Genomic DNA, 17,389 nt, shown 5'->3' on the forward strand with positions numbered 1-17,389 from the left:
ACTGCGACAGGAGCACCGCATGAACACCACCCGCACCGCGCCCGGCCGCCCCGACACCTACGACATGGTCGTCCTGCACAACGCCTTCCGCAGACACTTCAGCGCTCTGCCCGGCCTCGTCGCTGCGGTGGCGCCCGGAGACGTCGAGCGCGCCCGGCGCCTGATCACCTTCCTCGGCGAACTCGGCGACGGCCTGCACCACCATCACACCGGCGAGGACGAGCTCATGTGGCCGATCCTGCTCGAGCGCGCCTCCGCGGACGCCGCTCTGGTGCTGCGCATGGAGGAACAGCACGAGCGGATCGCCGAACTCACCGAGCGCGCCCACCGCGACGGGACCGAGTTCGCCACCGCCGCCGACCCGTCGGTTCGGGACCGGCTCGCGGCCACGCTGCGGGCGCTGTCCGATACCCTCGACGAGCACATGGCCGAGGAGGAGCGGCACATCCTGCCCGTGGTCGAGAACGTCATGACCGCGCTCGAATGGCAGGCTCTCGGCGAACGCGGACGCGAGCACATGCCGAAGGACCGCCAGCTGGTCTTCCTCGGCTTCATTCTGCAGGGCGTCTCCGACGACGACCGCCGGAAAACTCTCGCCGAGATGCCACTTCCCGCCCGGCTCGCGTGGCGTCTGCTCGGCCGCCGCGTCTTCGCCAAGGAATACCGCGAGATCTACCACGCCGATCCGGAGTGGTGACCGCGAAACGACAATCGAAGTCGCTGCACCTCGTCGCGGAAATGCCCAGCCGCCGAGATTCGGCGCATTCGCATGCCGCACACAGCGTCATGAGTGACAGAAATGGTGCTTCGTCACCTGGGCAGTGAGATGATCAGTGGTGCGACACGGTCGGTCACGTGCGCGTTGACTGAGCACCGACGTAATCGTGTTCCGGAATGCGGGGAGGGAAAGAATGTTCGCTCGGCGAATGATGGTCGTGGGTGGGGCGGCGCTCGCGTTATCGGCATGCGCCACGTCGATACCCGACCCGCAAGCGGGCACTGCGACGACGACCCAACTGTTGTCCGGAACCGATGCCCCGCCGGGTGATGAAGCGCCGGGGCGACCAGGCAAAACCGATGCCGGTAAGGCGGCCGGGGCGCCCTTCCGGATTCCGGCGTTCACCGAACTCCAGGGCGCACCAATCGTCGCGGTCAAAGAGTTGGCAGTGCAGCGCATAGCCGCGGCGTGCGGCGGCTGCGCGAGCGTTGCCGTCGCACAAGACAAGGCCGACACCTACCGCAGCATTTGCCAGTACTCCGGATTCTCCGGCGCGAAGCAGGATTCGACCCCGACCGGAGAGTCGGTGAACGGGTCGTTGATTCTGATGTCCGGCTCGACACTGACGCTGCTCACGGGAACACTGTCCCCGCAGAAACTTCCCTGCGGCACAGAAGGCTTCGAACCGAAGACATCCGACACCACCTCCCCCACGAGAACCGTCTCCCCTACCGGAACCGACTCGACCACCCGAACCCAAACGCCCACCGAGACGGCGACGAGCAAGCCACGTGTCACCACCACCAGATGAGCAGGCGTCGACACCCGCAACGGGTTCGGCGTTCGACGGGTTCGGTCACGTCGCACGATCCATCGGGCAACTGGTCGCGCCGACTACGTTGCTCACCGCCGTCCTGTTCTACTTCGGATGGGCGCATGTCTACTGGTACTTCAACTACTTCGGTGTCGACTCGACGACGCTGAATCCGAGCATCCGTGAGTACCTGATGCGCACCGTCGACGCACTGTTCGTGCCGCTGACACTCGTCGGTCTCATCGGTATGGCGGTGCTGTGGGGATACGTCGCGCTTCCGGATTCGATCCGCACCCGTCGACCGGGGCGGTGGGCCACCGCCGCGATCGTGCTGATCGCCGGGGCGGTCCTCGTCAACGGGCTGTCCCGGATATACGTAGTGACCCCGATCAACAAGGGTTTGTGCGTGGCACCGGTGTCGATCATCGCTGGGGTGCTGGTGTTCTGGCTGCTGGTCGTGCTGCGTCGTAAGCGTCTGCGTGAAAGCCTGCCTGCGACAGTGCCGCCACCGTCGCAGGCGGCAGCGGTCGCGGAGTGGGTGATCCTGTTTCTCATGGTCGGCATCAATTTGTTCTGGATCGCCACCGATTACTCGGTCGCGGTCGGTCAGACCCGAGCTCGGGAATGGGCCGCGCAACTGCCCACCAGTTCCCAAGTCATCATCTACAGCGAAAAGGAATTGCACCTTTCCGGGCCGGATGTCCGAACGACGCCCTGCGACCCCGACCCCGACACCGGATCCGCCTACCGGTTCCGCTACGACGGGCTGGCGCCACTGAGCCGCATCGGTGACCACTACGTCCTGGTCCCCCGGACCTGGAGGCCCGGGCACGGCGCGGCCATCGTCCTGCCCGCGCAGAGCCCGGGCGCGATCCGGTTCGAGTTCCGCCTGGCGGGCGACACGGTACCGGCCAAATGCTGAATATGAGGCTGCGGTCGAGGGGAGGGTGGATCGCGGCGGGGGTTGTCGTGGTGGTGGCGGTGGGCGTGGCGGTTTGGGTGTGGTGGCCGGCTCAACGTTCGAACCGGGACATGTGGGGCTGGGCGGCGCAAACCGAGCTGCCGATGCCGGTTTCGGGGCCGAGTGGCATCGCGGTCTCCGCGAGCGGAGACGTCTACGTGTCCGAGAACGAGGGCATCCAGCGGCTGCCCTCCGGGCGATACACTCCGGAGCGCATCGGTCTGCCGGATCTGCACTGGCCCTCGGGTTTCGCCATCGGACAGGACGCTCAGCTCTATGTCTGCGACTATCAGCACGGTCAGGTGCTTAAGGTGGCGGCCGACACGAAAAATGTCGCGCTGTTGCCGCTAGTGGGGTTCGGCGCGGCCGACCTGAATAGTTCCGAACGTGCGAACGGAGCCGGCGTCGCGGTCGACCGTACGGGGAATGTGTACATCACCGACCCGGACAACGCCCGAATCCTGAAGTTCCCGGCAGGCTCCAGTACGCAGGTTGTGCTGTTGACGGTCGATCACCTCGGTGCGCCGATCACGGTTTCCGACGCCGGCGAGTTGGTGGTGACGAGCACCGCCCCGGTCAATCGACTGCTGCGTATCCCGCCGGGTTCGGTGACGCCCACCGAAACTCCGCTGCCTGCCGGCGAAGCGGTCGCCGCGCTCGCCTTCGATCACGACGGAGCGCTGCTGCTGGCCGACAACGCCTGGATTCCGGACACGGCCAGTATGGTCGGCGCGTCCACACAGGACGGGAGATTGTGGCGGATTCCGGCCGGATCGACGACGCCGATTCGGTTGCCGTACGCCGAACTCGGCGCGATCAGCGGAATCGCCGTCGAACCGCACGGCGAGATCCTCATCACCGACGAAAGCGGGGGCCGAGCGGTACGGCTGACGCGCAAGCCGTGAACGTCACGGGCAGGTCCGGCGGTATTCGATCGTCGGGATGTATTGCTGCCAGCCAGCGAGATCGAGTCCCGTACCCACTGTCGCGCACGCGATTTCGACGGTCCGCCGACGTAATTCGTTCAGCGCGCTCAAATCCCAGATGACCGCTGGGCCGTCGCTGTACACCGCGACCAGTGTGTCACCGTCGGTGCTCAATTGAGCACCGGCCACCGCATCGGCCCTGGCGTCGATCGGGTCGCCGACTTGTACTGGACGTGCTGGATCAGTGATATCCCACAGAAGGATCCTTCCATCCAACCCCAGTTCCGCGAGCAGGCGGCCGGTCTGATCGAAGATCACGTCGACATCGCCGCCCATGGTGTCCCGCAGCGGGTCGCCGAGCCGACGCGGATGTGCGAGATCCTGCATGTCCCAGAGCTGTATGGTCTTGTCCGTGCTGCTCGTGACCAGGACTCGTGCGGCGGGCGAGTATGCGAGCCTACCGACCATCACTCTGGTGGGTGCCGTGCCGGCCAACGACGGTTCATCGGGATTCGTGAGGTCCCATAACGCGGCATCCCCGCCGTTCCAGCCGAGGGCGAGTAGGCGGCCATCGGTAAATGTCAGTCCTGTTATCTGACGGTCGCGCAAGCCGCGTCCGATCCGGCGCGGCGTTTCCCGCTTGCTGATGTCCCACACCAGTGAGTTCTTGTCGGAGCCCGCGGCGAGGCGATTGCCGTCAGGTGTGAACACGATCGCCCGCACGATTCCGCCGAGCCCGGTCAGAGGTGGTCCGAGACGACGAGGATGGGCGCGATCGCTGATGTCCCACAGCGATACCGTCCGGTCCGGCCCGCCTGTGGCCACCGTCTTGCCGTCAGCGGACAAGGCGACCGCCGACAGTCGGTGATCGTTCCTCGAGAAATCGACGTGCTCGGCATTCCAGGTGGCGAGTCGGAGCGGGACTCGCGAGTTCGAGATATCCCAGAGGTCGACGTTGCCGTTGGCGCCGCCGATCGCCATCAAGTCACCGACCGTGGTGACACAGCAGGGTGGCCTCTTCCTATCGAAACTTCCGTACAACGACGGACCGGCAGGCTTGGGCTGAACGCGAAATTCGCTGTCCCACAGCGTGACGCGACCATCCCGAGCACCGGTGGCAACTCGGCCGGTGCTGGCGACCCCTACGGCGCTGACATCGCTCGGCTGGCCGACCCACGCCCCGCGCCACTGTCGCGGGTTTGCTGGATCGTCGAGATCGTAAAGGTATGCCGCGTTGCCATACGCTACGGCGAGTCGACCCGTCGCCGGTGCGAATGCGAAATGGCGGGTCGCTCGCATAGCCGCACCCAGCTGTTGCGGGCGGGTGGGATCGCCCACGTCCCAGCGGGTGAGCCCGGCGAGGTCCAGATAAACCGCCAAGATTCCCCCGCCTGGTGAGAAGGCAAGTGCGTCGGGGCCGAGTGGCGATCGTCCGGGCAGTTGGGCTTCGATTCTCCCGATCTGGTGTGGTGTGCCGAGGTCCGAAACGTCCCATAGGAATACACCTCCGGGAACACCGGTGGCGATTGTCCGCCGATCGGGCGAAATCGCGACCGCATCGGCGTGTTGTTCCTGCGGCGCCAGCGTTACCGCTCGCGGCGGACCAGTGAAGTCCCACAGCCGCGTCGGCTGGGTCCAGCCGAAAGTGACTGCGAAGGCCCCACCGGAGTCGAGCACCATTTGCGTCTTCTCGTCGATATCCGGCAGCAGGCGTTTGCCGACCAGCCGATGGCTCGGATCGCTGACATCCCACTCCAGCACGCCTTCCAGGCCGTTTCCGTCGAAGGTGTGATCGTGCGAGACCATACCGAGTCTGGCGTTCCTGGCATCGATATCGATCCCCGCACCGGTCAGTAGTCGGCGTCCGTCCGGTGAAAACACAGGCTCCGCGAGGGTACTCGGGCCGGTCAACGGATCGCCGTACCGGCGCGGTCCGCGCGGATCTGTGAGATCCCACAGCGCGATGACGCCGTCATAGGTCTGTACCGCGAGCATGTGACCGTCCGGGGAGAACACGGTATGGCTCACCTCTCGTCCGTTGCCGTCGAGCGTTCCGCCGTAGTCGGTGGTGGCGAGCCAGTCCACAAGCCAGTTGCGGGTTTCGACACTTGGGTGAATAGTGTCGGCCGCCAGCGCGAGACGGATCGAGGTGCGCGGTTCGGCTTGAAACAGGCCTTGCGCATCCGTGAGCAGCGCGCGTGCGACAGTTGTGCGTTGCTGGTCGACAGCCTTGCGCTGCTGGATCACCGCGATTGTCGCGGCGACCAGCGCCGCGACGAGCAGAGTGGACAGCACGGCCGTCGCGCGCCCACGCCGGAAGCGATCTCTGCGATAGCTACGCTCGAGAAATTCCTTCGCGCTGGAGCTGAGGTCGACACGGTTGGTCGCCAGTCGACGTAGGCGCGGTGGCCACGTGCGCAGATTCGGCCTCCGTTGGACGCGCATGCGTGCGCCGGTGTCGTCCATCGCCGACTCCAGTCGTCCACGCTCCCAGAGCCTGGTCGCCGCGCGGTCCTGCTTCCAGTCAGCGGCGGCTTCCTCGATCGCGCGGCGGGCGCGCAGCGCCTTGCCCTCCTTCTCGATCGCGTCTCGCAGTAGCGGCCAGTGTTGCAGAAACGCTTCGTGTGCCGCCGAGACGACGATTCGTCTGTCTTCTTCATCGATGGTGAGCAGTCGTTGCGTGACGAACGCGTCGACGACCGTGGCGTCGGTTTCGGTCAGCTCGTCGCGCGGTATCCGGGCGCGGGTGGGCACACCCCGTTCGTCGACGGTCACCAGGCGCAGCATCACGTCGATGATCTGGTTGTCGGTGAGGGTGGTGGCCGCGCGGGCTTCCGCCAGCGCCACTTCGGCCTGACGTACCAGCGCGCCTCGTACACCGCCGGTTTCGTCGTAGCGTTGTAATGAGAGCGTCCCACCGCGGTGCACACCGTCGGCCAGTCGCTCCAGTGCGAATGCCAGCAAGGGCAGCGCCTCACCGCTGTCGGTGTCGGCGAGCAGCTCGGTGACGAGGCCGTCGTCGATGCGGAAACCGGCCACCCGCGCAGGTCGTTCGATGACCTCGCGAAGTCCGCCTTTCCGCAGTGGGCGCAAAGGATACGTTTCGGTCGACAATGAGCTCATCGCAGGATCGACGATCATTTGGTCGAGGAATTCCGTCCGCAAGGTGGCCAGCACTTGCACGGGCCCGCCGATCGCCGGGGCGAGCAGTTCGGTGAACTCCGCGCGCTGCGCGGGCTCGGCGCGTCGGAACAATTCCTCGAATTGGTCGACCACCAACAGCAGTTTGCGCCGGCGGCTCGACTCGTCCGCGATCAATATCTCATCCGAGACTTCTCGCAAGCCGTCTTTCGCCAGGCGGTCGCGCACCGATGACAGTTGCCAATCGAGTCCGGTCCGTCGTCTGGCGATCGCCAGCGTCCGGGCAAGCGCACCCACAGGGTCCACGCCGGGCGTCATCGGTTCCATTGGCAGCCAGTAGTTTTCCTCCGCGATCAACGGGATGACACCGGCGCGCACCAGGGAGGATTTGCCGCATCCTGATGGTCCGATGACCAGCAAGACCGAGGGGGTGGATCGGAAGGCGGGGGCGCGCAATCGCTCAGCGATCGCGCTCGCCTCCCGTGCGCGCCCGAAGAAGACCCGGTGCTGGGCGGTCTCGAACGACGCCAAGCCGGGGTACGGCGACTGGTCGTCCGGCCAGCCCGATCCTCCGCCCGCGTCCAGCGCGCGCAACGATCGCGCCAGTCCAGCCCGCGCCGCGTCGGCATCGGCCACGGCGTCGGGCTGCTGGATCGATTTCAGCAGCGGATGTGTCGCGCCCGCCGCCGCACGCACTGGAAGCAATCTGCTGCCGAGGGTTTTCGCGATGCCGATTTCGATTGCGCACCAGGTAGATCGAAGGTAGGTCGGGGTGATGACGCAGACCACCGCGTCGGCCCATCGCAAACGCTCGTAGAGCCGCTGCTCCCATTCCTCCCCTGCGGCAAGGCCGTCGACCGGATGCTGGTCCAGGAACACCTCGTGCCGCTCCGCGACCAGCCAACCGTGGATCTCGTCGGCCCACGCCCGGTCTGTGCCGGCGTGGCTGATGAATACCCGGGCCACCACTCCTCCAGCGATCGCCATACCGTCGTCCCGGCGAAAGCCGGACGCAGACACAAAGCCGAGTGCTGGAACAACGCTACCGGTCCAGCTGAGCCGCACAGCGGTTTTACCGGTTCGTCACCGGATCCGATCAGCGCACCCTTCGGGCCCGCGACAAGAGCGAAGCGAGTCGACCTCCCTCAGACGAAACCGGGCGGCGGGCTGAATCCGCCGAACTCCTGCTCGATCAACTCCGCGAACCGCAACGTGGTGTGGTCTTCGAGATAGGGGCCGATGATCTGCATGCCGTAGGGCAGCCCCTCGGGCGAGCGCCCGATCGGCGTTGCGGTAGACGGTAGCCCGAGCAGTGTCGCGATACTCGCCCACACCAGGTGGTAGTTATAGGGGTGCGTGGTGCCGTCGATATCGATAGTGCGAGTGTCCATGTCCGAATGGTCATGCGGGAAGGCAGGCGTCGGCGTGATCGGGCACAGCACCACGTCGAATTCGTCGAACAGGCGTCGCCACTGGTCGGCCAGGACCATACGGACACGGTCCGCCCTGATCCAGTCGCCGTGGCCGGCCACGAACGCGCGGCGGATGACATCCTCCGGACGGTCGGAGTTCGGCGGAATGTCGGCAACGGCGGCTTGGAGCGCTCGGTAGGTATCGACCGGCGCATCCGCGCCGAACTGCGACATCAGCAGTGTCAGATAGGTGTTCGCCGTCAATGTGAGGTCGGGCAGCAGCGCGCTGTGCCGGGCGACCGCGGCACCAGCCTTTTCGAGCCCTCGAGCGATCCGGTCGAACCCGTCGCGGATGACGGTCGACGTCGGCAACAACGGATGAGTGTCGATGACCAGCACCCGGAAGTCGTCGAACTCGGCGCTGCGCGGCGGTGGCAGCGCGAGCTTGTATGCGACCGCCTCCACCTCGTCGGGACCGGCGAGCAACAGGGTCGCCAACGTCAGGTCGGCGGCACTGCGCGTCATGGGCCCGACCACGGCGAGGTCTTGCGGGGCCGGCAGCGCAGGCGTCCGAGGCGGCGTATTCCCCCGACCCGGCAGCAGCGTCCGAGACGGCTTGTGGGCGTATATGCCGCAGAAATGCGCTGGTACCCGCAGCGAGCCGCCGATGTCGGAGCCGAGTGCCAGCGAGACATACCCTGCCGCGAGCGCGGCGGACGAGCCGCCCGAGGAGCCGCCGGGCGAGCGTGTCAGGTCCCACGGGTTGTTGGTGGTGCCATAGATGTCGTTGTAGGACTGCCAGTCGTGCAGGGCGCGCGGCACATTGGTCTTGCCGATGACAACACCGCCCACACCCTTCACCCGCGTCACCAACGCCGCGTCCTCGGCAGGCTGCCAATCCTTCGCATCGGGAAATCCCCACGTCGTCGGCAGACCCGCGACATTGAACGATTCCTTCACCGCCACCGGCACGCCCAGTAACGGTGCGTACTCACCGCGCGCCAGCGCCGCGTCCGCCTGCTTCGCTGCGGCGCGGGCGCGGTCGAAATCCCGCACCACAACGGCGTTGACCTTGTCGTCGAACTTTTCGATCCGCGCGATGGTCAGCTCGAGCAGTTCGGTGGCCGAGATGGTTTTCGTCCGCAGCGCGGCCACCTGATCACGGAGAGTCGCGAACTCCAGTCCGGACATGCTGTCTCCTTTTCACCCCTAGGGTTCGCGCTCGGTGGTTCCTCACCGAAGTTCAGCCGGGACTCGCTGTACCGGATCGGATTCTATACATGCTTCGGCGAGGTTCGAAAATCGTTCCGACAGAAGGTGATTCATGCACGAAGCAGGCCAAATCGGGCAACTTTCGCCAACAGGACGCAATGTCGAAACACCATGAATCAAGATGGCAATGGATGGTCCACACGACGCAGCCAGACCCGCCATGTCGGGGGGGCATGACAGTGACCATCGTGGGCACTCCTACGACGGGACTACGCAAGGACGTCGTGCTGAGCACGGCGGGTGAGCCACGCATCCAGTGACCAGCGGCCGGGCCCAGCCCAGATCAGGAAGATCAACCCGAGCAACATCGCGACATCGGTGCGCGCGTCGTGGACCATTCCCCAGAAGCCTTCCACTCCCTGGAACCCGCCCGGGCGCAGCTCACGCAACTTCGTGAAGACGATCGCCAAGCTGATATCCACCAGCAACGGCAGCGCGGCGAAGCGGGTCAGCAGTCCGATGACGATCAAGACGCCGCAGACGATTTCGATGACACCGTCGAAGTTCGCGAAGAACGTCGGTGCGGGGATGCCGATCTTCTCGAACCGGCCCGGCCCCAGTTTGTCCGGATACAGGTACTTCTGAATCCCCTCACTGAGGAACACCAGCCCCACCGCCAACCGGATACAGATCACTGCCGCCGGGCCGTCCGCGCCGAGGATGCGCGGCCACGACCACCGATCCGTCGCCGCCATCGGCACTCGCCTCCCGATATCACATGGTCCGCCGACGAGCAGCACCGTGGCGGCTACCGCCGCGTACGTCGAAGTTACACCGCCCTGTGCCCGATCTCGGTCATCACGGGTGGACGACCATGACCGGGCACGAGGCATGCTGTACCAGAGTGTTCGCGGTGGAACCGAGCAACATGCCCGCGAAACCGCCCCGCCCGCGACTGCCAACGACCAGCAACTGCGCCACGTTCGACCAGGACAGCAGGTGCGACGCCGGCGCGGAAACCTCGACTTTCCGTGCGACGCGAACCTCGGGGAACTTCTCCTGCCACCCCGCGACACGCTCGGCGAGAACCGCCCGCTCGATGTTGTCGAGTTCGGCCTCGGCCCGGTGGGCGTGACCGGCGAAGCGCCCGGAGTCCCAGTCGCTCCACACATGGACAGCGACGAGTTCGACATCGCGTTCGGCCGCTTCCGTGAAGGCTGCCTCGATAGCCGCGTCGCCGACGGGGCTACCGTCCACGCCGACCACCACCGGGCCGGATGTGTGGACCGCGCCGTCGGCATCAGGGTCGGGGCGCACGACGACCACGGCGCCGCGCGCGTGGGCGGTCACGGCCAGCAGCGTGGAGCCCAGATGGGTGAACGTCCCCGAGTTTCCGGTCGCACCGAGCACGACCGCGTACGCCTCCGCGCTGTGCTCGATCAGCAATTGCTTCCCGGTATCGGTGGTCGCGCGAGACGAGATGCGCAACTCGGGTGCGACCGATCGGGCCACGCGTTCGGCCCGGGCGACCACATCCTGTCCCTGTTGCCGGATGACGTCGAGGACCGAGGGAATCACGACCTCGTAGTCGCCGAGTACCCAGTCGTTGCCCACCGCGTCCATGCCGTGGAGGATCTCGAGTTCGCGTCCGCGATCGGCCGCGAACCGCGCCGCCCACCGGAGGGCGGTCCACGACCCGTCCGAACCATCCACGCCGACAACGATTTTCGCCGTGGCGAGGTGATGCGGGTCGTCGAATCGCTGCTCTGTCATGGGGACCTCCCGAGCCTGTGGTCGCGTAGCACCCAGCCGGGTGCCGACCTCAACGGTATGAGCCGCGGCACAGGCTCGAATGCGGCTGATCGTCCCCGGGAGAAGTGACCAAAGACCACTCGAGCGAGGCAGGCCGGTCCTCTGGACCGTCGCCGCTGGGCCCGATGCCGTCGGCAATCGCGATTCGGGACCTTGGTCCCTCGCGGCGCATCTCCCGGTTGACCGGACTGGACGATCCGCGGCGCGTCGTCTCCGACCACCTCGACCTCGATGACGCCGCGCTGGCCACGATGTGCGAACGCGCGGTCCGGAACTACGATCCGTGCATACCCTGCTCGGCCCACTTCCTGGACCGCGACATGGTGTGCGCCGATGACCGCGCCGTGGGCCGTGGCCGTCGGCGTGGGCAATGAATACCGCGGAGACGACGGGAGCCGTCGTAGTGGCGGTGGATGTGGTGCGCCTCGAGCCGGGCGTCGGTCTGTCCGGGGTTCCGGTAGAAACGGCGCGTAAACAACGGATTTGGCGTAACACCCTGGTGGGAGCGAGTTTTCGCGTTCTGGGTGCGGGTGTGCGTGGTTGATGCTCGGCTTGGCTGCCGATGATGTTGGTCGGCGCGGGTGGAGGTTGAGGGTTCGTGGCGACGCGGGTGTTCGCGGACGAGGAGTTGGAGCGTCTGCGGGGGTTCCCGGAGATCAGTCGCGAGGAGTTGTTCCGGTATTTCACGTTGACTCCGGCAGATCTGGCGTTTGTTGACCCGGGCCGGGGCCGGGGTCCGGCGGATCGGTTGGGTCTGGCGATTGCGTTGTGCACGTTGCCGTGGCTGGGCTTCGTGCCGCATCGGGTGGTGACTGCGCCGCCGGTGGCGGTGGCACGACTGGCCGAGCAGTTGAAGGTGGATGCGACCCATATCGGTTCCTACGGCCGGCGGGCGCAGACCCGGCCGGATGAGTCGGTGTCCTCGATCGCGCGGCTGCTGGGGATATCGCGGACCACGCTCTATAAGTACCTTCCGGAACTGACCGCGAAGAACCAACCGCGGCACCGCGCCGCGGATCCCGGTCCGAGCCCCACCATGTCGCCGACCTGGGGTTCGCGCTTACCCCGGGACTCGCGCAAACCCCTCTGGTGTCACTTATAGGACTCGTGCATAACTGCTGTGTGGCGTGGTCTAGGCTGCTGTCCGCTCGACGGATCTTTTCCACCACCTACCGACACCGAAAGGCGCACATAGTGGTTCGTGGAAGACTTTTCGCTTCGATACTCGCGTTGACCGCCGCTGTACTGGTCAACGCGGCCGGACCGGCCAGCGCAACGACCAGCATATGGATCGGGAGAGCGTTCCCAGACGCACACGGCGACTACAGCTGGTGGGTCGTCGCCGAGATCACCTACGTCTGCGAACCCGGCCAGGCCAACGCCCTGTGGGTCAAGGTCGAGTCCGAACGGTTCAAAAGCCCGGAAGGCCGACCCGTCCGCATGAAAGACGAGGCCCTGGATCGGGTGACCTGTGACGGCGAATCTCGGCAGACGAAGGTCAGGGTGCCATTGGGCTACGACTACGGCGAGGGCCCGAATCGCGCAGATGCTCGCGACGGCGACGGCATTGAACTCATGACGTATTACTACGATGACCGTGCGGTCGAGATCACCGCCGCGTTCGCCTACCTGCCGCCTGACGCCGAGGACATGAGCCAAGTCGAGATCCAGAAGGACACCACCGAGAACCGGACCCTGACTCTGACTCTGGAATAGTCCTCGGCCCGCAGCGGTCCGCACCGGACCGCTGCGCAGCGTGCGAGCCTGGAACGTGAGAACCGGCCAGATACTCTGGCCGGTTCTCGTTGTGTTCAAGAGCCTCAGGCGTTGAGCTCCCAGAACCAGGGTGCGTCTTCGCGCCAGAGTGCGTCGAGCGGTCGCCCGCTGCCCACCAGGATGTCGTCGACCCGGCGACTCACATCGAGGTCGCCCGGTTCGGACCACACGGCAAGGTGCGACCGTGAACCGGCCATCGAGTGCGAACCACAGGCACACATCCATGTACGGTGCAGGCCTCGTGCGTCCAGGAGCCGGTACGCGGCGGCGACACCGTCACCGCCGGCGCCCATGTTCACCTCCAGCACCCCCTGATCCCCGGGGTAGCCGTAGTATCGGCGAGTCCGGCGCGAGCCTGCTCGAACTCATGGCGAAGTCGCGGCACCGCAAGGCCGAGAACCTCCGCCGCTACTTCAAACCGTCCCCCAAGCCATGCGCGAGCTGACCTCGATACTGAGGCCGGGAGCCGACCGCCGCCGCTGACCAGCAGCTTCGCCATATCCGTTGGTTTTTCGACGGTTACTACCGGGACCCCTGTCCGAGCCCGTCGCGGCAGCCGTCCCACGCGCGGCGGAGGCGGTTGTGCGGGAAGCGCGACGAACCGAACAGAGGTGACCTGGTTCTAGCGGGACGCGGGACCGACCGCGCAGTCAGACACCACGGCTCGCGGAGTTCAGCGAGTCGATGGCCGCCTGCAGTTTGGCGGCAGCCCGAGTGGCGATGGGTTGCAACGCCGGTTCGTTCGACACCTGAACCATCAGTCGCGGATTCATCGCTTCCACGATGACCTCACTGTCGGAGTCGGGGTTGCGGCGCACGACGACATTACAGGGCAGCAGGAGCCCGATCTGCCGATCGATGCCGACCGCTTCGTGCGCCAGGGGCGGATTGCAGGCCCCGAGGATGAGGTAATCCTCCATGTGCGCGTCGAGTTTGGCTTCGAGTGTGGCTCGCACGTCGATCTCGGTCAGAACGCCGAATCCCTGCTCGCTCAGAGCGGCCCGGGTCCGGTCGACGGCATCGCCGAAATCGGTGTGCAAAGTGGTGGACAGTCCCAGGTTCATCATGCGGTCCTTCCGTGCGGGGCGATCGTAGTCAGGCCAGAGCGAGGAACAGCTTCTCCAGCTCTTCGACGGTCATCGGCTGCTGACCGTCGCCGGAGCTCCCGCTCAGGCATTCGCGCAATCCGGTCGCGACGATCTTGAATCCGGCGCGGTCGAGCGCGCGAGAGACTGCGGCGAGCTGGGTGACCACGTCTTTGCAGTCCCGGCCCTGCTCGATCATGGCGATGACGCCGGCGAGCTGACCGTGTGCGCGCCGCAGCCTGTTGAGTGTTTCGGTGATAGCGGTTTCGTCGCCGACCATGGGTGCGCCCTTTCTCTTTCAGTGCCAGTTCATAATACCCCTAGGGGTATCCATCGGATCGTCGTGATGCATACCCCCTTGCGTATAGTGATTGATGTGTAATATACCCCCTTGGGTATTGGAGCCTAGCGATAGGAGGATCTCGTGGCCGATATCGCCCTGTATGTGGACCCTGTATGCCCATTCGCCTGAGTGGCCGCACAGTGGCTGCTCGACAGCGCTGCCGACGAGCATGTGGTGACCTTGCGGCAGATGAGTCTGGCCGTGCCGTGGACAAGAAACGTCTCATGATCGGCGGCAACGACCTCACCCAGCTGATGCACGGCGTGGACCGCGACTCCGCCACCTGCGCCGAGCTGTTCGACGAATCCGATCCCGCCTCGACGCGATCGGCAGGATCGTCGAGACGGCGCGACGGCTGAAGATCACCGCTTCGCTGTGTGAGCAGGCCCCTCGACACGCCCCGAATTCGCCGAACACCTGGTACGGATGGGCATCACCTCGATCTCGGTGACGCCGGACGCGGTGCCCGCGGCCCGTCGGGCGATCGCCGCCGCCGAACGGCGCGTGCTGCTCGAGCAGGCGCTCTCGGTGCGAAACGACGCCCGCGTCAGCTCTGACGCACCACGATGACGGGGCACTCCGCCGTATGCAGCAACGCCGCGCTGGTGGAACCGAGCAGCATGCCGGTGAACCCGCCGCGGCCGTGGCTACCCACCACGAGCAATTGGGCCTCGTCCGATTGATCGACGAGAGAACGAACCGGCCGGTCACGCACCAGCACACGCCGCACCGGCACCTCCGGGTAGCGCTCGCCGAATCCGGCGAGATTCTCGGCGAGCAACGCGTCCTCCCGTTCCCCCACCGCATCCCAGCCGGGCACGAGATCGATACCGCTCGAATCGCTCCACGCGTGCAGCGCGATCAGCCCGACCTTACGTCGCGCGGCCTCCTCGAAGGCGACTTCGATAGCGGGCACGCTGTTGTCGGTTCCGTCCACCCCGACCAGCACGGGCTTTCCCGCGGAGAAGGCGTCGGTCGCCGAAGTCGAGCGCACGACCGCGACCGGGCAGTGTGCGTGCCGCGTCATCGCCGTGCTCACCGATCCGAGCAACTCGCGCCGATACGCACCGAGCCCGCGGCTGCCGACGACAAGCATTCTCGCGTGCTCGGACCGGGCCAGTAGGTCCGGGATTATCGGCTCGAGCGTCGACTCGGTACTGATCGCCAGCGCCTCCCCCGTTGCCGTGGTCCTGGCGACGCGGGCAGCCTCGGTGAGCACCCGTTCCCCGTCCTTGCGCAGCCATTCGATATCGGATTCGGTCAGTGTGGCGCCGAGGCCGAACCCGGGCGGCACAGCGACGGACGTCACGATGTGCAGTCGGGAACGATGCAGCGCGGCGTCGGCCGCGGCCCACGCCGCAGCGTGACACGAGCTGGCCGAACCATCGACGGCGACGACGATCGGCCGATCCGGCGGTTCCACGTGCGCGGTCGAGTTCTCCGTCATGGCGCTCTCCTCGATCCCAGGTCCGTCATTCCATGTCCGTTCCGATCGGTCCGCTCAGACGCCGCCATTCGGCCGCCAAGCGAGCGCCACGCATTCGGTCGAGCAACCGTGCGGTAGATGAAGCCGAAACCATCGCACCGAAACACATTCCGACAAAGGTGACCGAGCCGAGCGCGACTCCGGCCCACAGCGCGTCCGAGTACGGCCGCGGCGGTGTGGTTGTCTTCCCGGCCGAATCGAACCACACCGTGACGTGGCTGCCGGGTTCCGCCGCGCCGGGGACCGGGACGGTCGCGCTGCCTTCGCGGCCGTCCCGGCTCCACCGCACCGGCGCTTGGAACCGTGCCCGTGCGTCGTCCTGTCCAGCGACTGTCAGCACCGGTTCCGGTGCGCCTGCCACCGTCGCCGTCACGGCCACCTTGGCGGAGTTCTCCACCCGGATCCGCTGCGCGGCCTTCATGCTGCCTGCCGTGCCCGCGACGACGGCGAGCGGCACGGCGATCAGCACTGCCATCGCGGCGAACAGCCGCACCAGTGCCTCCCACCGGTCCGAAGCGCGCATCAGTGGATTGCCGTTCCACGGCCGGCATCGCCACAGGCGAACCGTCCGCGACGGATACCGCGCCACCTTGGATCACCCCTCCAGGGCACGCCTCGTCATGAACCCGAACGATCCAGCGGATGCACCACCTCGTCGAGCGGGCGGCGCGGCGTGGGCGGGACCGGATCCGCGCTCGGAACCGCCCAACCGATCCGCACGATCATCTGCGGATGCGCGCTGTCGTCGAGAACGTGGGCACGGATGCGTTCCCTGGTGTCGGCCAACTCCATCGGCTCCGTCAACGGGCAAGTGGCCAGCCCGAGCGACGTGGCGGTCAACAGCACCGCGCTCGTGGCCTCACCGGCCCGCAGCTGGGACAACCGATCGTCACTGCTGGTGCTCAGCAGGATCATCCGGTCGGCGGCATCGATGTCACGCACCACCGCCTGCGGCAATCCCGGGTTCGAGAACGGACGCACCGTGGGGTCGGCCTCGGTCGACACCGCGTTGCGCGCCGGCACCCCTTGCGGCGCCGCGTGCCTGCCGCTCCACTGGGCGAGTTCGGCGCCGTACGAGACGTCACGGGCGTGCTGCCAGGCCGCCTGTTCGAACGCTCGCAGCAGCTGGGTCCGCGCCGGTTCGGCCTCGACATCGCGCACGAGCACTCCGGTCGCCACCCCGGCGGCGACAATGGCCTCGATATACGCGGGCGGCACCTCCCACGAGCTGAAGCGGCGGCGATCCGTGCTGCGTTTGCCGATGGCGCGCGCCAACTCGACGTGCTCGGGCGTGCATGTGGTCGGACGGAATTCCACGACAGCGAGATGCTCGGGCGCGGCGGGGTTCGGTAGCCGATGGATCACCGTCTCCCACCCCTCCGCACGAGCGGCGACGCGCAGATGATGCAACGCCGCACCACAACTCAGCAGCAGGTCACGTCCGTCAGGGTCCGTGTGCGGGAGTCTTCGGCTCTCGTCGGCGTACAGGTGGACGGTCTCGCGCCCCAGCCGCCACCGCCAGGGCTGGGTGTTGTGCACCGATGGCGCACGAGATGCCAGCGCCAACGCGGATCGAAGTGTCTCGGAATCGGGGTGTGTTCTCGGCATCGCTTGCCTCTCATCGAGATTCGTCCGGCAGGCGCGAAACCCGGAGCCGCGGCCTCGCCACCGTCCAGGACGAACTCTGAGCCGGTCCGGCAAGT

Annotated in this window: 17 protein-coding genes and 1 pseudogene; 8 read left to right on the forward strand and 10 right to left on the reverse strand. The window is 66.4% G+C overall.

Annotation, left to right across the window (positions count from 1 at the left end; translation table 11 throughout):
* Positions 1–19: 19 nt before the first annotated feature.
* The 4 genes from ABZW96_RS25630 to ABZW96_RS25645 all read left to right on the forward strand — a co-directional run bounded on the left by ABZW96_RS25630 (position 20) and on the right by ABZW96_RS25645 (position 3,398).
* A complete protein-coding gene (locus ABZW96_RS25630) occupies positions 20–697 on the forward strand; it encodes a hemerythrin domain-containing protein (protein WP_355078164.1) in 678 nt (225 codons plus the stop codon).
* A gap of 238 nt (positions 698–935) precedes the next feature.
* The gene (locus tag ABZW96_RS25635) at positions 936–1,529 is read left to right on the forward strand and encodes a hypothetical protein (RefSeq protein ID WP_355078165.1); all 594 of its coding nucleotides are present in this window, start codon (positions 936–938) and stop codon (positions 1,527–1,529) included.
* A complete protein-coding gene (locus tag ABZW96_RS25640; protein WP_355078166.1) occupies positions 1,510–2,454 on the forward strand; it encodes a hypothetical protein in 945 nt (314 codons plus the stop codon). Before ABZW96_RS25635 ends, ABZW96_RS25640 begins: the two co-directional genes overlap by 20 nt.
* A gap of 143 nt (positions 2,455–2,597) precedes the next feature.
* On the forward strand, positions 2,598–3,398 hold the full coding sequence (locus ABZW96_RS25645; RefSeq protein WP_355078167.1) for a hypothetical protein: 801 nt from the start codon (positions 2,598–2,600) through the stop codon (positions 3,396–3,398).
* A gap of 3 nt (positions 3,399–3,401) precedes the next feature.
* Here the strand turns inward: ABZW96_RS25645 and ABZW96_RS25650 are convergent, their stop codons facing one another.
* The 4 genes from ABZW96_RS25650 to ABZW96_RS25665 form a co-directional block, all read right to left on the reverse strand.
* Positions 3,402–7,547 carry a TIR domain-containing protein gene (locus ABZW96_RS25650; RefSeq protein WP_355078168.1) on the reverse strand — a complete coding sequence of 1,382 codons (4,146 nt, stop codon included), beginning with the start codon at positions 7,545–7,547 and terminating at the stop codon, positions 3,402–3,404.
* Between the two features lie 158 nt (positions 7,548–7,705).
* Positions 7,706–9,163 carry an amidase gene (locus tag ABZW96_RS25655; RefSeq protein WP_355078169.1) on the reverse strand — a complete coding sequence of 486 codons (1,458 nt, stop codon included), beginning with the start codon at positions 9,161–9,163 and terminating at the stop codon, positions 7,706–7,708.
* A gap of 290 nt (positions 9,164–9,453) precedes the next feature.
* Positions 9,454–9,939: a DoxX family protein gene (locus ABZW96_RS25660; protein ID WP_355078170.1), complete on the reverse strand. Its 486-nt coding sequence runs from the start codon at positions 9,937–9,939 to the stop codon at positions 9,454–9,456.
* 103 nt (positions 9,940–10,042) lie between these two features.
* Entirely contained in the window at positions 10,043–10,957 is a 915-nt protein-coding gene (locus ABZW96_RS25665; RefSeq protein WP_355078171.1) for a universal stress protein, read from the reverse strand.
* Positions 10,958–11,121: 164 nt separating this feature from the next.
* Here ABZW96_RS25665 and ABZW96_RS25670 point away from each other — a divergent pair, with 164 nt between their 5' ends.
* From ABZW96_RS25670 to ABZW96_RS25680, 3 genes are all read left to right on the forward strand, one after another.
* A complete protein-coding gene (locus ABZW96_RS25670; RefSeq protein ID WP_355078172.1) occupies positions 11,122–11,370 on the forward strand; it encodes a hypothetical protein in 249 nt (82 codons plus the stop codon).
* A 224-nt stretch (positions 11,371–11,594) separates the two neighbouring features.
* Complete coding sequence (locus tag ABZW96_RS25675; RefSeq protein WP_355078173.1) at positions 11,595–12,098, forward strand: DUF4158 domain-containing protein; 504 nt, start codon at positions 11,595–11,597, stop codon at positions 12,096–12,098.
* A 128-nt stretch (positions 12,099–12,226) separates the two neighbouring features.
* Entirely contained in the window at positions 12,227–12,712 is a 486-nt protein-coding gene (locus ABZW96_RS25680; RefSeq protein ID WP_355078174.1) for a hypothetical protein, read from the forward strand.
* A 104-nt stretch (positions 12,713–12,816) separates the two neighbouring features.
* On the opposite strand, the gene ABZW96_RS25685 is transcribed toward ABZW96_RS25680, so the two are convergent.
* From ABZW96_RS25685 to ABZW96_RS25695, 3 genes are all read right to left on the reverse strand, one after another.
* Positions 12,817–13,080 (reverse strand): hypothetical protein, encoded by a 264-nt coding sequence (locus ABZW96_RS25685; RefSeq protein ID WP_355078175.1) that lies wholly within the window; start codon positions 13,078–13,080, stop codon positions 12,817–12,819.
* Positions 13,081–13,422: 342 nt separating this feature from the next.
* Positions 13,423–13,836, reverse strand: coding sequence for a DUF302 domain-containing protein (locus ABZW96_RS25690; RefSeq protein ID WP_355078202.1), 414 nt, complete (start codon positions 13,834–13,836; stop codon positions 13,423–13,425).
* 31 nt (positions 13,837–13,867) lie between these two features.
* Positions 13,868–14,137: a metal-sensitive transcriptional regulator gene (locus ABZW96_RS25695; RefSeq protein WP_355078176.1), complete on the reverse strand. Its 270-nt coding sequence runs from the start codon at positions 14,135–14,137 to the stop codon at positions 13,868–13,870.
* A 284-nt stretch (positions 14,138–14,421) separates the two neighbouring features.
* On the opposite strand from ABZW96_RS25695, the pseudogene ABZW96_RS25700 reads away from it, so the two are divergent.
* Positions 14,422–14,770: pseudogene (locus ABZW96_RS25700) on the forward strand (putative PEP-binding protein); the annotation flags it as partial.
* On the opposite strand, the gene ABZW96_RS25705 reads toward ABZW96_RS25700, so the two are convergent.
* From ABZW96_RS25705 to ABZW96_RS25715, 3 genes are all read right to left on the reverse strand, one after another.
* Entirely contained in the window at positions 14,748–15,647 is a 900-nt protein-coding gene (locus tag ABZW96_RS25705) for a universal stress protein (protein ID WP_355078177.1), read from the reverse strand. The pseudogene ABZW96_RS25700 and the gene ABZW96_RS25705 sit on opposite strands and share 23 nt — an antisense overlap.
* A 25-nt stretch (positions 15,648–15,672) precedes the next feature.
* Complete coding sequence (locus tag ABZW96_RS25710; protein ID WP_355078178.1) at positions 15,673–16,209, reverse strand: hypothetical protein; 537 nt, start codon at positions 16,207–16,209, stop codon at positions 15,673–15,675.
* A 95-nt stretch (positions 16,210–16,304) separates the two neighbouring features.
* Positions 16,305–17,294 (reverse strand): nitroreductase family protein, encoded by a 990-nt coding sequence (locus ABZW96_RS25715; protein WP_355078179.1) that lies wholly within the window; start codon positions 17,292–17,294, stop codon positions 16,305–16,307.
* Positions 17,295–17,389 lie beyond the last annotated feature (95 nt).

This window comes from Nocardia sp. NPDC004168 (assembly GCF_040610355.1).
In the GTDB taxonomy this organism is placed as follows: domain Bacteria; phylum Actinomycetota; class Actinomycetes; order Mycobacteriales; family Mycobacteriaceae; genus Nocardia; species Nocardia sichangensis.

What these genes read in the sequence shown, in the direction of transcription:
- ABZW96_RS25630 (WP_355078164.1), top strand. Translation starts at nt 20, where the DNA reads ATGAACACCACCCGCACCGCGCCCGGCCGCCCCGACACCTACGACATG.
- ABZW96_RS25645 (WP_355078167.1), top strand. Translation starts at nt 2,598, where the DNA reads ATGCCGGTTTCGGGGCCGAGTGGCATCGCGGTCTCCGCGAGCGGAGAC.
- ABZW96_RS25650 (WP_355078168.1), bottom strand. Translation starts at nt 7,547, where the DNA reads ATGGCGATCGCTGGAGGAGTGGTGGCCCGGGTATTCATCAGCCACGCC.
- ABZW96_RS25655 (WP_355078169.1), bottom strand. Translation starts at nt 9,163, where the DNA reads ATGTCCGGACTGGAGTTCGCGACTCTCCGTGATCAGGTGGCCGCGCTG.
- ABZW96_RS25660 (WP_355078170.1), bottom strand. Translation starts at nt 9,939, where the DNA reads ATGGCGGCGACGGATCGGTGGTCGTGGCCGCGCATCCTCGGCGCGGAC.
- ABZW96_RS25665 (WP_355078171.1), bottom strand. Translation starts at nt 10,957, where the DNA reads ATGACAGAGCAGCGATTCGACGACCCGCATCACCTCGCCACGGCGAAA.
- ABZW96_RS25670 (WP_355078172.1), top strand. Translation starts at nt 11,122, where the DNA reads ATGCCGTCGGCAATCGCGATTCGGGACCTTGGTCCCTCGCGGCGCATC.
- ABZW96_RS25690 (WP_355078202.1), bottom strand. Translation starts at nt 13,836, where the DNA reads ATGAACCTGGGACTGTCCACCACTTTGCACACCGATTTCGGCGATGCC.
- ABZW96_RS25695 (WP_355078176.1), bottom strand. Translation starts at nt 14,137, where the DNA reads ATGGTCGGCGACGAAACCGCTATCACCGAAACACTCAACAGGCTGCGG.
- ABZW96_RS25705 (WP_355078177.1), bottom strand. Translation starts at nt 15,647, where the DNA reads ATGACGGAGAACTCGACCGCGCACGTGGAACCGCCGGATCGGCCGATC.
- ABZW96_RS25710 (WP_355078178.1), bottom strand. Translation starts at nt 16,209, where the DNA reads ATGCGCGCTTCGGACCGGTGGGAGGCACTGGTGCGGCTGTTCGCCGCG.
- ABZW96_RS25715 (WP_355078179.1), bottom strand. Translation starts at nt 17,294, where the DNA reads ATGCCGAGAACACACCCCGATTCCGAGACACTTCGATCCGCGTTGGCG.